Annotated in this window: 15 protein-coding genes; 11 read left to right on the plus strand and 4 right to left on the minus strand. The window is 34.3% G+C overall.

Going from position 1 to position 14263, the window contains the following annotated elements:
• Positions 1 to 42 precede the first annotated feature (42 nt).
• Positions 43 to 600 carry an HPP family protein gene (locus tag ACNI3C_RS05415; protein ID WP_419771234.1) on the minus strand — a complete coding sequence of 186 codons (558 nt, stop codon included), beginning with the start codon at positions 598 to 600 and terminating at the stop codon, positions 43 to 45.
• A 224-nt stretch (positions 601 to 824) separates the two neighbouring features.
• Here ACNI3C_RS05415 and ACNI3C_RS05420 point away from each other — a divergent pair, with 224 nt between their 5' ends.
• The 5 genes from ACNI3C_RS05420 to mltA all read left to right on the plus strand — a co-directional run bounded on the left by ACNI3C_RS05420 (position 825) and on the right by mltA (position 5659).
• Positions 825 to 1616: a heat-shock protein gene (locus ACNI3C_RS05420; RefSeq protein WP_419771235.1), complete on the plus strand. Its 792-nt coding sequence runs from the start codon at positions 825 to 827 to the stop codon at positions 1614 to 1616.
• A gap of 16 nt (positions 1617 to 1632) precedes the next feature.
• Positions 1633 to 2196, plus strand: coding sequence for a nucleotide exchange factor GrpE (gene grpE, locus ACNI3C_RS05425; protein WP_419771236.1), 564 nt, complete (start codon positions 1633 to 1635; stop codon positions 2194 to 2196).
• Between the two features lie 89 nt (positions 2197 to 2285).
• Entirely contained in the window at positions 2286 to 4169 is a 1884-nt protein-coding gene (gene dnaK, locus ACNI3C_RS05430; RefSeq protein ID WP_419771237.1) for a molecular chaperone DnaK, read from the plus strand.
• Between the two features lie 55 nt (positions 4170 to 4224).
• Positions 4225 to 4506, plus strand: a complete 282-nt coding sequence (locus ACNI3C_RS05435; RefSeq protein ID WP_419771238.1) for a hypothetical protein — start codon at positions 4225 to 4227, stop codon at positions 4504 to 4506.
• Positions 4507 to 4570: 64 nt separating this feature from the next.
• On the plus strand, positions 4571 to 5659 hold the full coding sequence (mltA, locus tag ACNI3C_RS05440) for a murein transglycosylase A (RefSeq protein WP_419771239.1): 1089 nt from the start codon (positions 4571 to 4573) through the stop codon (positions 5657 to 5659).
• Between the two features lie 21 nt (positions 5660 to 5680).
• Here mltA and ACNI3C_RS05445 read toward each other — a convergent pair whose 3' ends face one another.
• Complete coding sequence (locus ACNI3C_RS05445; protein WP_419771240.1) at positions 5681 to 5920, minus strand: hypothetical protein; 240 nt, start codon at positions 5918 to 5920, stop codon at positions 5681 to 5683.
• 139 nt (positions 5921 to 6059) lie between these two features.
• On the opposite strand from ACNI3C_RS05445, the gene ACNI3C_RS05450 reads away from it, so the two are divergent.
• Positions 6060 to 6872 (plus strand): phosphatidylserine decarboxylase, encoded by an 813-nt coding sequence (locus ACNI3C_RS05450; RefSeq protein ID WP_419771241.1) that lies wholly within the window; start codon positions 6060 to 6062, stop codon positions 6870 to 6872.
• 9 nt (positions 6873 to 6881) lie between these two features.
• Positions 6882 to 7103: a hypothetical protein gene (locus tag ACNI3C_RS05455; RefSeq protein ID WP_419771242.1), complete on the plus strand. Its 222-nt coding sequence runs from the start codon at positions 6882 to 6884 to the stop codon at positions 7101 to 7103.
• A gap of 24 nt (positions 7104 to 7127) precedes the next feature.
• Here ACNI3C_RS05455 and ACNI3C_RS05460 read toward each other — a convergent pair whose 3' ends face one another.
• Positions 7128 to 7484: a rhodanese-like domain-containing protein gene (locus ACNI3C_RS05460; protein ID WP_419771243.1), complete on the minus strand. Its 357-nt coding sequence runs from the start codon at positions 7482 to 7484 to the stop codon at positions 7128 to 7130.
• A 140-nt stretch (positions 7485 to 7624) separates the two neighbouring features.
• Here ACNI3C_RS05460 and ACNI3C_RS05465 point away from each other — a divergent pair, with 140 nt between their 5' ends.
• Both ACNI3C_RS05465 and dsbD read left to right on the plus strand, forming a co-directional pair.
• Positions 7625 to 8032 (plus strand): rhodanese-like domain-containing protein, encoded by a 408-nt coding sequence (locus tag ACNI3C_RS05465; protein WP_419771244.1) that lies wholly within the window; start codon positions 7625 to 7627, stop codon positions 8030 to 8032.
• A gap of 69 nt (positions 8033 to 8101) precedes the next feature.
• Entirely contained in the window at positions 8102 to 9811 is a 1710-nt protein-coding gene (dsbD, locus tag ACNI3C_RS05470; protein ID WP_419771245.1) for a protein-disulfide reductase DsbD, read from the plus strand.
• Positions 9812 to 9898: 87 nt separating this feature from the next.
• On the opposite strand, the gene ACNI3C_RS05475 is transcribed toward dsbD, so the two are convergent.
• On the minus strand, positions 9899 to 11305 hold the full coding sequence (locus ACNI3C_RS05475; protein WP_419771246.1) for a DASS family sodium-coupled anion symporter: 1407 nt from the start codon (positions 11303 to 11305) through the stop codon (positions 9899 to 9901).
• 103 nt (positions 11306 to 11408) lie between these two features.
• Here ACNI3C_RS05475 and ACNI3C_RS05480 point away from each other — a divergent pair, with 103 nt between their 5' ends.
• Both ACNI3C_RS05480 and ACNI3C_RS05485 read left to right on the plus strand, forming a co-directional pair.
• Complete coding sequence (locus ACNI3C_RS05480; RefSeq protein WP_419771247.1) at positions 11409 to 13607, plus strand: sensor histidine kinase; 2199 nt, start codon at positions 11409 to 11411, stop codon at positions 13605 to 13607.
• Positions 13604 to 14260: a response regulator transcription factor gene (locus ACNI3C_RS05485; RefSeq protein ID WP_419771248.1), complete on the plus strand. Its 657-nt coding sequence runs from the start codon at positions 13604 to 13606 to the stop codon at positions 14258 to 14260. The genes ACNI3C_RS05480 and ACNI3C_RS05485 overlap by 4 nt, the downstream gene beginning before the upstream one ends.
• Positions 14261 to 14263: the final 3 nt, after the last annotated feature.

Consider the following 14263-nt stretch of genomic DNA (forward strand, 5'->3'; position numbering starts at 1 on the left):
TAAAAAATATTACATTTTGTCATCTTTTTATTACAATGTATTTTATTCTTTCCTAAAAAACCAAATCTTTTTTGTGTCATTGGGATAGTGTCGATGACTGGGAATATTATTGACAAAAATGGCGATGACAAAGAGTATAAACGCACCGCTTGCTACGGGCACGAGCACGTAGAGAAAACCTAAGTTGTGAATTTGTTCACTTCCAATGACAGCAATAAGTGCAGTTGCTCCACCTGGTGGGTGTAAGGTGAGAGTCAGTTGCATGACCAAAATGGATGTGGCAACGGCAAAGGCTGAACAAAACCAAATATTTCCACTGAAAAGTTTAAATGAAATTACCCCTACAATTGCACTTAAAATATGCCCACCAATTAAATTTCTGGGTTGGGCTAAAGGTGAGTGCACTGCACCGTATATCAAAACAGCACTGGCTCCAAATGAGCCAATGACCAAACTCAAATCGGTTCCTTTGAATAAATCGTAATGAATAAATGAAATGGTAATAATGCCTAGAAATGAGCCTATCCACGACCAAATCAGATTGGCAATCTCCAATTTTTCAGTTGAGGCTCGTTTGAATTGTTCTAAAAATTTTTTCATCATTTGCTTCTTTTTTAATTTTCAAATAATACATTTTTTTACAAAAATACGTATTGATATAAGTCAATAAAAGAAATAATTGTCGCCATAAATCCCACTAAAACTAAGTTTTAGCACTTTTATAAACATATTGCCAAAAAACACTTGACAAATAAAGACTCAATAAGATATAATTCTTTAGCAGCTTAAGACATTGAGTGCTAAAAATATGAAAATGGTTTAATATGAAAAATAAAAAAGAGTTCTTGTTAGAATCAATTATCAAAGCATATATTGAGCACTTAGAACCCATTGGTTCTTCGCAACTCAAATCGATGTATGATATAACGTATTCACCCGCAACCATCAGAGGATACTTTAAAAAGTTGGGCGATGAGGGATTCTTAGCGCAAGAACACGTCAGCAGTGGTCGAACACCAACGACGGAAGCTTTGAAACAGTATTGGCTGAGCCGATTAAATTTCAAACTTGATTTTGTCAATATTAAATCACTGGAATATTTAGCAAAAGAAATAGGCTTGACTGTTTTTATCAAAAATCAAATATCAGATACGTTGCAAAAGATTATCAATGTAGATAATCGTTATATGATATTGGAGTTCTCAACCTTTCCCGTTACGATTAAGTATTCGGATGCGCTGTTTCGATTTTTAAATGAAATGACAGGTTTTGAAATCTTTCATATTATGAAAATCGCACGACAAGTGGGCGCGTATGAAGTGTATGAAAAAATAAACCAAATCATACAAAGTAGAGATTTTGATATATACAATATAAAAGAGTTTTTAAATTTGGCATTGAGATATGACTTTGACGATGCCACGATTAACATGTTCTTAAGTGGTAAAATTCTTGATACTTGCAAAGAAGGTTTGTATTTTGAAGAGTTATTTCCTGCTGAGTATATGGGTATTTGTCATAACTGTATTATAAGTGGTATTGAGACAAAAATATTTGTAGTTGGAGAGTTATCGAAAGATTACGAATACTTTTTTAATAGAATTACGATTGTATAAATTTTAGGAGATTGTTTTGAGTAAAGAAATAAAAGATGAAGTAGAAATAGTAGAAGAAGAGCAGAACACTCAAGAGTGTTCTGAACCATCAGGTGAAACGCAAGAAGAGTCTCTTGAAGATAAAATTGCACAACTGCAAGAGCAATTAAAGCAGAGTGAAGATAAATATTTAAGAGTTCATGCGGATTTTGAAAATATTAAAAAAAGACTTGAAAAAGAGAAGTATCAAGCCATTGATTACGCAAGTGAAAAGTTTGCAAGAGATTTACTCTCTCCTATTGACACTTTAGAGATGGCATTAGCTGCAGAAGAAGCTGCTTCAAATCTCAGCAGTGAGGATTTGTTGGCCAAATTAAAAGAGGGTGTGGAGTTAACGATTAAAAACTTTTATACCGCTTTTGAAAAACACAATATCACCGTAGTTGAAACGGATGGTGGTTTTGATCCCAATTTCCACAATGCTATTATGCAAGTGGACAGCGAAGAGAAAGAAAGTGGAGAGATTGTACAAGTGATGCAAAAAGGGTATATGTTAAAAGACAGACTCTTAAGACCAGCAATGGTGAGCATTGCAAATTAGTCTAAAATCTGACTAATTTTAGGTTTTGACCGCGATGTCGCTAAACTATTTGAGTAAATTAAAAAATTGATAAAACATAAGGATATAAAATGAGCAAAGTAATAGGAATTGACTTAGGAACAACAAACTCTTGTATGGCAGTATACGAAGGTGGGGAGGCAAAAATTATTCCCAATAAAGAGGGAAAAAATACAACACCATCGATTGTTGCTTTTACAGACAAAGGTGAAGTACTTGTAGGAGACCCTGCAAAAAGACAAGCCATTACCAACCCAGAAAAAACAATCTATTCTATTAAAAGAATTATGGGTTTAATGATGGATGAAAAAAATGCCCAAGAAGCACAATCAAAAGTTGGGTATAAAATTGTCAACAGAAATGGTGCAGCAGCTGTTGAAATCGGTGGAAAAGTTTATACTCCACAAGAAATTTCTGCGAAAATTTTAGGGAAATTAAAAACCGATGCAGAAGAGTATTTAGGAACATCTGTAACCGATGCGGTTATTACTGTACCTGCATACTTCAATGATGCACAAAGAAAAGCAACTCAAGAAGCAGGTACGATTGCGGGACTTAATGTATTAAGAATCATCAATGAGCCAACGGCTGCATCATTAGCGTATGGACTTGATAAAAAAGGTGAAGAAAAAGTCCTTGTTTACGATTTAGGTGGAGGAACATTTGACGTTACTGTACTTGAAATTGGTGATGGTACATTTGAAGTACTTTCAACGGATGGAAATGCCTTTTTAGGTGGAGATGACTTTGATAACGCTATCATTGATTGGTTGGCAAAAGAGTTCAAAGATGAAAACGGTTTTGACATCAAAAACGATAAAATGGCATTACAAAGATTAAAAGATGCGGCTGAAAATGCTAAAAAAGAGCTTTCATCTGCGGAATCAACAGAAATCAACTTACCGTTTATCTCTATGGGAAATGCAGGACCAGTTCACTTGGTTAAATCATTAACACGAGCAAAATTTGAGTCTATGACAGAAAAATTAATTTCTGAAACATTAGAGCACATTAAAACAGCACTTAAAGATGCAGGATTAAGCAAAGATGAAATCCAAGAAGTGATTATGGTTGGGGGATCAACACGATTACCAAAAGCCAATAAAGTGGTAAAAGAGTTTTTCGGAAAAGAGTTAAACAAAGGGGTAAACCCAGATGAAGTTGTAGCTGCGGGTGCTGCTGTTCAAGCGGGAGTTTTAAAAGGGGATGTAAAAGATGTTCTTTTACTTGACGTTACACCACTCTCACTTGGAATTGAAACTTTAGGTGGAGTATTAACAAAACTCATTGAAAAAGGAACAACGATTCCTGTTAAAAAATCTCAAGTCTTCTCAACAGCAGAAGACAATCAACCTGCGGTTTCTATTCACGTAGGACAAGGGGAACGAGAGTTTGCAAAAGACAATAAATCTTTAGGTATGTTTGAACTTTCTGATATTCCAGCAGCTCCAAGAGGTGTTCCTCAAATCGAAGTAACATTTGATATTGATGCCAATGGGGTATTAAATGTAAGTGCAAAAGATAAAGGGACAGGAAAAGAGAACAAAATTACAATTTCAGGTTCATCTGGTTTAAGTGATGAAGAGATTGAAAAAATGGTTCAAGAAGCAGAAGCCAATAAAGAGGTCGATGCGAAGAAAAAAGCTGTGATTGAAGTAAGAAATCAAGCCGATGCACTTTTACACTCAACTAAAAAAACATTAGAAGAGAATGAAAATGCCGTAAGTGAAGAAGAAAAACAAGCCATTATTGATGCTGCGGCTGCACTTGAAGAGGTATTGAAAAACGAAAATGCTTCAAAAGAAGAGATTGAAGATAAAGTAAAAACATTAACTGAAAAATCACACAAATTAGCAGAAGCTATGTATAAAAAAGAGGGTGACACTGCTGGTGCACAACCAAATGCCAAAGCTAAAAAAGATGACGACGACGTTATCGACGCGGAAGTAGAGTAATTTTATTTCATAAAAAGGCAAAGGAGACTTTGCCTTTTTTAATAAAATAGTTTTTATGCAAACCATTGTTTTACTGCTCATTCTTTTTTTAATTGCTCTGTTTGCAGCACCTTTATATTTAAAAGAGAAAAAATCAAAATCCCAAAAACTTCAAAATGGCATTTGTCCTTCATGCGGTGCCAAACCCACGCTTTTTTTTGATAAAGAGCGTTCAACTACCTTTAGCGTGAATCCCATTGAATCTCATATTTTGCAAAAGAGTTGTTGTTCGGGTGTAAATGAAATCGAGTATGTTTGCAAAAAGTGCGGACATAAAGAGGTTCATTCACTGCACTGATTAGATTGTTTGGTAAATGTAGGCTTAATAATTAAATGTTAAAATATCACTTCAAAGGATATCAATGAAAAAAATATATTTTTACACCAGTTTAATGGTATCAATTTTTATAATGAGTGGATGCAGTCCCAAATATACAAATATTGAACACTCAAAAGCCAATTTAGAAGAGGTGAGTTGGGATGAACTTGATGGTTTTGAAAAAGACAATTTGAATGTTGCTTTTGAGGTTTTTAAGCAAGGTTGTGAAAAGTCAAAAAGAAAAGCCATTTTAAAACGCGTTTGTGTCAAAGCCAACACTGCGCAATCGCCAAAAGATTTTTTTTATGACAATTTTACTCCGTATAAACTCTATGATGATCAAGACAGTGACGAAGGTTTAATTACTGGTTATTACGAACCTTTGCTTTATGGAAGCAGAACCCAAAGTAAAAAGTATCCTTACCCTGTTTACAGAGAGCCCAAAGATTTAATCAGTGTCAATTTAAATTCTCTCTATCCTGAACTTAAAAAATATCGACTTCGAGGTAAAATTGTCAATCAAAAATTGGTACCTTATGACCCAAGAGAGAAAATCAAAGAGAATGAAAACTTAGAAGCCATTTGTTATGTGGATGATAAAATCAATCTCTATTTTTTACAAATTCAAGGGTCGGGTAAAATTCAACTTGATACTGGAGAGATTATTAATGTAGGGTATGCCAACCAAAATGGTCATGCGTATAGCTCTGTGGGAAAATATATGATTGAACACGGTTTAATCACCAAAAGCGAAGGTTCACTGCAAGGCATGAGAAAATGGTTTAAAAACAATCCCGATAAAATCGATGAGGTTTTAAATCACAATGACAGTTACATCTTTTTTAATGAGACGCAACACGATGCCATTGGAAGTTTAGGGGTTCCTTTAGTAGCAAAAAGAAACTTAGCCGTAGACAGACGATATATTCCCTTAGGATTGCCGGTATTTATTCAAACAACCAATCCACTCACACGCGAAAATATCAATCAACTTATGGTTGCAGCAGACACCGGTGGTGCCATTAAGGGAAAAATCAGAGCCGACTTTTTTTGGGGATATGGTCATAAAGCTGAAGAGACAGCGGGAAGAATGAAAGAGATAGGAAAGCTTTTTATTTTATTGCCCAACTAATATACAGCCAAAGGCTGTATATTAGTTGCAGTGACCGCCACCACAGCAACCGCTGTGAGCTTCTTGTTTAAATGAGATAACAAAGTTGTTATTCTCTTCTATGAGTTCAAAACCGTGTTTTCCACAAAATTCTTCGTTCATAATATCTTTCATTTCGACCGCTTTTAAAAGCGCTTCATCTTTTGAAGGCAGAGATACATTATTGGTTAAATCACTTCTTTTGAAACATCCGCACTCTTGTGCTACTAAAATTTTATGCATTGTAAATCCTTTTATATATGTTGTAATAATGGAAGATTATCTAATTAAGATAATTCTTGTCTTATTTTATAGAGTTAAATAGTAATTTTAAAAATCAAGTCATTTTTGGATAGAATACATTTTTAATAAAAGGAAGAGAATGCATATTACAAATATCATTTCACACTGTTTCGGCAAGTTTGCAAAAAAAGAGTTTCCCTCATTTTTTCAAAACATTATCAATAAGGGATATGTCTATTTTTTAGGGCTTGATATGAGCGAGTTTAAAGCACCGCAAGAGTATACATCACTCAATAATCTTTTTACAAGAGAGTTATTACAAAGCAGAACCATCGATGAATCTGCCGATAATTTTATCTCACCTGCGGACAGTTTTGTCACTCAATGCGGAGAAGCCGCACAAGATACGGTTTTACAAATTAAAGGGATGCCTTATAGCATTGAAGAGCTTTTAACCTACCATGTTTCACAAGACAATCAAGCTCGAATGCAAGATGGTTCATACATGAACTTTTATCTCTCTCCTAAAGATTATCACCGATACCATGCTCCATGTGATTGTACAATCACTAAACTTATTCATGTTCCAGGAAAACTTTATCCTGTAAATTTCAGATATTTAAAGAAAGAGCTTGGGCTATTTGTCCAAAATGAGAGAGTGATTTTAGAGTGTATGACTGCAAATAACAAACTTTTTTATATGATTTTTGTGGGAGCACTCAATGTCGGGCAAATGGTTTTTGAATTTGAACCCAGTGTTGAAACTAACACAGATACATCTGAAATGAAACTCATCTGTTATGAACATTTAGAGGTGAAAAAAGGGGACTGTTTGGGGTACTTTAAAATGGGCTCTACGGTGGTGATGCTTTGGGAAAAAAATAGCGTTAATTTAAATGATTTAACAAATCAAAAGGTTAGTTTCGGAACAATAGTAGCAAATAACTTATAAGGATTTACGATGTCACAAATAACGCAATTAGCAAAAATTCCATTAGCTGGAACAAAAAAAGGTGTGATTTCAATTACCAATGTAACTGAACCTTATGGTGCTGGAACACCTGATGTACTGAGCATTGGTATTGCACTCAATGGTGAAAATGTGGAGTGGAAATCTCATATCCCTTATGAAAATATTGATGAACTGGTTAAAGTTCTGCAAGAAGCAAAAGCAAACAAATAGATAAATGAGGGAACTTCCCTCATCTTATGGTGATACCACTTCTCTTTGCTCAAAAATCCATTGAGCAATTCCTCCTTTTAGATGATAAACATTGGTATAGTGCAATTGATTGATTAAATATGTTCCAACATCTCGTGTTCTGTTTGCATGGGCACAAATCAACACAAAGGGTTGATCTTTTGTTGTGACAAGTTGTTCAAAATCATGCAACCATTTTTCCAAATCATAGTTTCCAAATTCATCAAAAAAAGTGAGTTTGAAAGAGCCTTTAATGATACCTGTTGTGTTAAACTCGGTCTCTCTTCGTATATCAATCAATGGAGTATCTTTAGGCAAATCAAAGAGTTTGGAACAAGGCAAGTCTGTGAGTTGTGTTGACATTGTAAAATCCTTTTAATGGTACAGTTTATTATAATACAAAAAGAAAATTTAACTTAACTTTTATGCAGAATTTAACCTTTAATAAAAAGTTTAAATTTTTAGACTATAATAAGATAAAGTGATAATATCAGGAGCACAATATGAAAAAGTTTCTCTCTGTTTTATGTTTTACTGCCCTTTTTTCTACCACATTGTTTGCGGAATTTAAAGCTTACAATGTGCAAGAACTTCAAGAATCCATCAACGCAGGTATTAAGGTTATTGATATTAGAGATGCTAAACAGTGGGAAGAAACAGGTACTATTCCTACTTCGTATACCATTACGTTTTCTGATAAAAATGATACATTAGCCGTTAAAAAATGGATGTACAAATTCAACAGAATTGTAAAAAACAAACAACAACCTTTTGTTTTGGTTTCTCAAGACAGCGCAAAGAGTGAAGATGTTGGAAAATTTTTAAATAAAACGTATGGATATAAAAATATCTATTATTTAAAAGGTGGCATCAGCAGTTGGACAAATGATAAAAAAACTGTTGTAAAATAACTTTTTTATCATAACTACATAACAGTAGGGTATAATCACAAAAAATTTAGAAAATTAAGGTATTAACGAATGAAAAAAATATTTTTTCTTTTGAGCAGTTTTGTCTATGCGTTTGCTATACAACACTCTTTTTTAGAACCAAGTGAAGCATTTAAGACAAGCATGACAAAGAGTGAAAAAGGGATTGTGTTTCAAATTGATTTAGGAAAAGAGATCTATGTGTATCACGATAAAGTAAAAGTACTTTTAACACAACCTCTTAAATCAGACATTACAAATGAGGCATCTATTTCACAGCCAGTTGAGCATGACTCATTTATGGTAAATTTTGATCAAGTTAAAATCGAAGTGCCTTTTGCAATCATTGAAGATACAATATCGCAGGAGAGTTTTGAAATAGAGTTCAAATTTCAAGGGTGCTCAACGCAAGGACTTTGTTATGCTCCTATGAGTGAGAAACACAGAGTTACTCTGCCTAAAACTCAAACAGCAGTTACCTCTCAAAGTGAGACCGATTTAATTACCAACAGTTTAAAAGATGAGAGCTTTGTTTGGGTACTTTTAACTTTTTTTGGATTTGGTTTGTTGCTTTCTTTAACGCCGTGCGTTTTTCCAATGATTCCTATTTTATCCGCTATTATAGTAAAAGCAGGAAACAGTGGTGTTATGAGTGCTAAAAAGGGGTTCTTGTTGTCTTTGGTGTATGTGCTTGCTATGAGTTTGGCTTACACCATTGCTGGAGTATTAGCAGGAATTTTTGGAGCCAATCTTCAAGTGGCACTACAAAATCCTTATGTTTTGGTTGCCTTTGCTGCAATTTTTATCGCACTTGCTTTGTCTATGTTTGGATATTATAGACTTGAACCCCCAAAATGGTTACAAAGCAAGGTATATAAAACCACCGATCATCAAAATAAACAGGGGATTTTGGGTATTGCCATTATGGGATTTCTCTCTGCTTTAATTGTGGGTCCTTGTGTTGCTCCTCCACTTGCTGGGGCGTTGGTCTATATTGGTCAAACCGGAGATGCTTTTTTAGGTGGCATTGCCTTGTTTGTATTGAGTTTAGGTATGGGCGTTCCCTTGTTGCTCATAGGAGCAGGGGCTGGAAAAATGATGCCAAAACCAGGCGGTTGGATGGATTTTATTTCTAAAGTTTTTGGAATGATCATGTTGGCTATCGCCATTAAGACGTTGGAGAGAGTTATACCTGAAGATGTAATTTATCTCTGGGCGATTTTATTCCTTGGTGCAGGGGTGTATTTTATAAAATTCCATGCTCTTGTACTGCAAGTTGTTGCCATTTTATTTTTAACGTATGGTGTTACAAGTTTTGTCGGAGCCATCAGTGGAGCAAAAAATATTTTAAATCCATTGGAAAAATTAACGTTAACGGCTCAATCTCAAATTGACTCAAAACCAGAGATGTTACAATGGAAAACGGTTAAAACTGTTGAAGAGTTAAATCAAGCCATAAAGGAGTCCTCAAAACCAGTGATGCTTGATTTTTATGCACAATGGTGTGTGGCATGTAAAGAGTTGGAACACATTACTTTTAAAGATGAAAAAGTTATAAAGAAGTTACAAGGGTTTACTTTATTAAAAGCCGATGTGACTCAAAACAGCGATGAAGATAAAGCCTTACAAAAAAAATATGGTATTTTTGGACCTCCGGGATTGATTTTTTGGAATGAAAAAAAACAAGAGGTAGAAGCTGCAAAAATCATTGGTTATAAAAATGCCAAAGAGTTTTTAGAGATCGTTAATCAATATTTTTAACGATGTTGTGTGTTGAGAGTTTTGAAGCAAAAACGGCATAAAAAAAGAGAGCAGGTGCTCTCTTTTTTTTGTTCAGACTTTTTATGTTTAGATAAATATAAACGAACCAAGAATAATAGCAACCAAATAGAGTGCTCCGAAGATTGCACCCAATCCCCACCATCTTGCTTGCGTAATATAACCTGCTCCATACCACATTGGTGATGGACCTGTTGCATACGGAGTGATAATTCCCATTACCCCTAAACTTCCTGCCAGTAAAATTGAAAACGGTACCAATTGTTCTGGTGTCATCAATTTCATTGCAATGGCAATAAAGATAGGCATCAACGCAGTTGTATGTGCAGTTGTACTTGCAAAGAAGTAGTGTAATAAGAAGAAAAGAACCAACATTGAAAGAATCAACATGGTTGGACTCATCGTTGCTAAATGTGTTTCTGCACTGTTTCCAATCCAAGTTAACACACCCACTTTTTTAAGACCCGCTGCCATTGCAACCAAAGAAGCAAACCAGATAAGTACATTGAATGCGGCTTTATTTGAAATAACATCATCCCAAGTAATAACATTGGCTAAAACCATGATTGAAACAACTGAAATTGCTGCTGTTGTTGAGTGAATACCAAATTTTGAACCAAAAATCCACAATAAAAGTGCAATCACAGCCAATGAAGCCATTAAAATCTCTTTAGCGGTAATAGCTCCCAATTTTTTTAACTCTTCTGCAGCCCAAGCTGGTGCTTCAGGAGAAGTTTTTTGTGTTGGTGGATAGACAACATAGACCAACCATGGAGTCAATAAAAACAATGGAATCATAAGTGGCAACATAATACTTGCCCATGCAGACCAAGTAATTAAATTTCCAGTTCCTTGATTAATTAAATCCACTGCAAGTAAGTTTGGTGCAAGTGCTGTTAAGAACATTGAACTGGTTACACACGTTGTTGCAATTGCAACCCAAGAGATGTACGCCCCAAGTTTTCTTGGCTCATTCTCTGGTGTTGAACCAAAAATCAAAGGAATATTACTGGCAACAGGATAGATTGTTCCTGCACTTCTTGCTGTATTTGATGGCATAAATGGAGCAAGAATTAAATCTGAAAATGCCACTGCATATCCAAGACCCAATGAACTTTTCCCCATATATTTAATCATAATAAGAGAGATTCTTTTTCCCAACCCTGTTTTTTTGTAACCTAAGGCAAACATAAATGCAGCAAAAATCAACCAAATAACTGTATTTGAGAAACCTGAAAGTGCCCAAGAAATACTCGCTTTTGCATTTCCAACTAAACCTAAAACAGCGACCAATGAAATTCCTGCAAAACCAACCAATGCTGCTGGTACTGGTTCAACAATCAACCCAACTACCACAGCAAAAAATACTGCTAAAAAGTGCCAAGCTTCAACACTTAAGCCAGCTGGTCCTGGAATGAACCAAAAAACAACCAATACTAAAATGGGTAAAACCACTTTATACGATATATTCGACATGTTATCTCCTCTATTTTTTTCTACAATTAAATTATATACTTAAGCAAGGGATAAAAATAGGACTTTTTTGCTACAATAATTAAATTTTACAGACGAAGTTATTATGAAATTATTATTTATATGCGTATTTTTACTTTTACAACTGCTGGCCAATGAGAAAAATGAAGTGCTGCTTTTACACTCCTATAATAAAGGGTTAAAGTGGAGTGATGGCATCTCCAATGGTATCAGTGCTGTTTTTGCTAAACATCCCGAATATGAACTGACCACAGAGTATATGGACAGTAAAAAGATTGACAGTCAAGCCTACTTTGATGCTTTGGTGAAACTCTATGAAATAAAGTACTCTAAAAGAGAATACAAAGCCATTATTACAGCGGACAATTATGCTTATTTTTTTGCTTTAAAAAATCACAACAAATTGTTCCATGGTGTTCCTATTGTGTTTTGTGGTTTAGAAAATTTTGATAAAAATACGATTCCTAACAATGAACAAGAGAGTATTACGGGGGTTATTGAGTATAAAGAGATTAAAAGAAATATAGAGTTAATTGAAAATATTATTCCCAATCTTTCCACAATTTTTATTGTCAGTGACAGTACTTTGTCTTCCTTATCCATAAAAGAGCAAATCTTAGAAGCCGCAAATGTATTTCAAAATAAGATTGATGTTGTGTATGACAATCAATTGGATATTGCAAGCTTGTATGAAAAAACACAAAACCTTCCTCAAAACAGTGCCATTTTGTTTACGAGTTTATATGTGAACAAATTTGGAGAGTACATCCCTTATTCACAAATCAAAGCGTTTTTTAGTCATTCCAAATATCCTGTATTCAGTGTGAATACCATCCATTTGGGGGAGGGTGTCATTGGGGGAATTATGTTGGACCCTTATGAACAAGGCAAAGCGGCTGCTATAAAAATATTTGAAATCATTGAGGGGAAAAAACCTTCTGAGATAGCCATAAGCAAACCCGTTTCTAAATACTATTTTGATGCTGAAGTGTTAAAAAAGTATGAAATTAATGAATCTGCGGTACCTGTTTTATCAACCATTATCAACCAACCCGCAGGTTTCTTTGACAAAAATCGTGAATTTGTAAACAGTACGTTTATTATGATACCTTGTTTGGTTTTATTGATTTTATGGCTTATTGCCACTATTATGCGTAAAATCAGTTTGGAAATAAAACTTGTTGAACAAAATAAGCTTGACAGTGTTTTACTTAACAATATAAAAAATGCTATTTTTTGGGAAGGGAACAATAACTTTGTTTTGGGTTGTAACGATGCTTTTTGTGAATTTCTGAACTTAAAAAAAGAGCAAATCATTGGTCAAGATATTAAAGTACTTATGAGTGAAAATTTCCGAAAAATCGGATTGCTTGAAGCCCTATTTGATGAAAGAAAACTCGAACTCAAAAACGGTTTAGGTGAAATTGTATATACATTGGTTCGTCGAAAACAGTATTACGATAAAAAAGACCAAAAAGCGGGGATTGTGACTGTAATCAGTGATCACAGCAATATTCGACAACTGGAAATGCAAAGAAAAAAAGATGAACAGTTTATTATTCAGCGTTCAAAACTTTCAGATGTGGGAGAGATGATTACCTCTATTGCTCATCAATGGAAAACCCCTTTGATTGAAATTTCAACAATTGCACAAGAGTTACTCTACAGCAGAAAAAGAAAAGAGTTGACCAAAGAAGATACTCAAGAGTGCGTTGATGAAATTATGATGCAAGTACAATATATGACCAAAACGATTGATGATTTCCGAAGTTTCATTAAACCCTCTTTGGAAAAAAGTCGTTTCAGTGTGCGAAAAGCGATTCAAGAGCTTCTACATATTGCCGAACATAATTTAAAATACAACTATATTGATACAGATATTAAATTTGAAGACGAGAGTGATTTTATTATTTGTGGCTACCCCAATGAGTTTAAACAATCTGTTTTGAGTATTATTAACAACAGTGTGGACAGCATTAAAAAACGAAAAAAGAGTGAAACCTTTGATGGGCTAATTGTTATATCTGTTTATGAAGAGAAAAACAATATCTTCATTCGTATTCAAGACAATGGGATTGGAATCATAGATGAAAATTTAAATCGTATCTTTGAACCCTTTTTTACGAGCAAAAAAAATGGTGACGGGATTGGATTATATATGGTAAAACTGATTATAGAGGATAAAATGGGTGGAAAAATAAAAGCAGTTCAAAGTGCAATTGGAGCAACAATTTTAATTTCTTTAGAGAATAAAACAGCTCAAAACAGTGGTTGTGAAGCATGAAAATTTTACTTTTAGAAGACAATAAACGGTTGTCAAATTTAATTGTTGATGCACTTGAAGAGAAACACTATCAAGTGGATTTATTTGATAATGGGAAAGTGGCTTTAGAAGCCATCTATAACGGGTATGATTGTTTTGTTTTAGACATCAATGTTCCCGGAATGGATGGTTTGAGTCTGCTTAAAGAGATCAAAATCATGGATGAAACAACGCCTTCAATTATCATCAGTGCCAATGTTGATTTGGACACAATTAAAGAGGCCTACCATGAAGGGTGCAATGAGTATCTCAAAAAGCCTTTTTATATTTATGAATTGGAGACCAAACTTGACAAGCTCTGCCTTAAAACCAATGAGACGATTTGTTTACCAAAACAATATAAGTACGACATAAAAAAAGAGATTTTAGAGTGTCCCAAATGTGAAGAGATAAAACTCTCAAAAAAAGAGATTCGATTGATGAATTTGTTTGTTAAGAGCAGTGGAAAGATAGTGACTTTTGAGTCAATCGAACAGTATGTTTGGGAAGGCAATTTAACTACTAATGAAAACATTCGAGCGTTAATCAAACGATTACGGAAAAAACTCGCAGAAGATACGATTGTTTCACAAGGTGGTTTGGGATATAAAATGAATATTTTAAAAGAGAAATAAAAT

Origin of the sequence: Marinarcus sediminis (SeqCode), assembly GCF_048571275.1 — a bacterium.
Lineage (GTDB): Bacteria > Campylobacterota > Campylobacteria > Campylobacterales > Arcobacteraceae > Marinarcus > Marinarcus sediminis.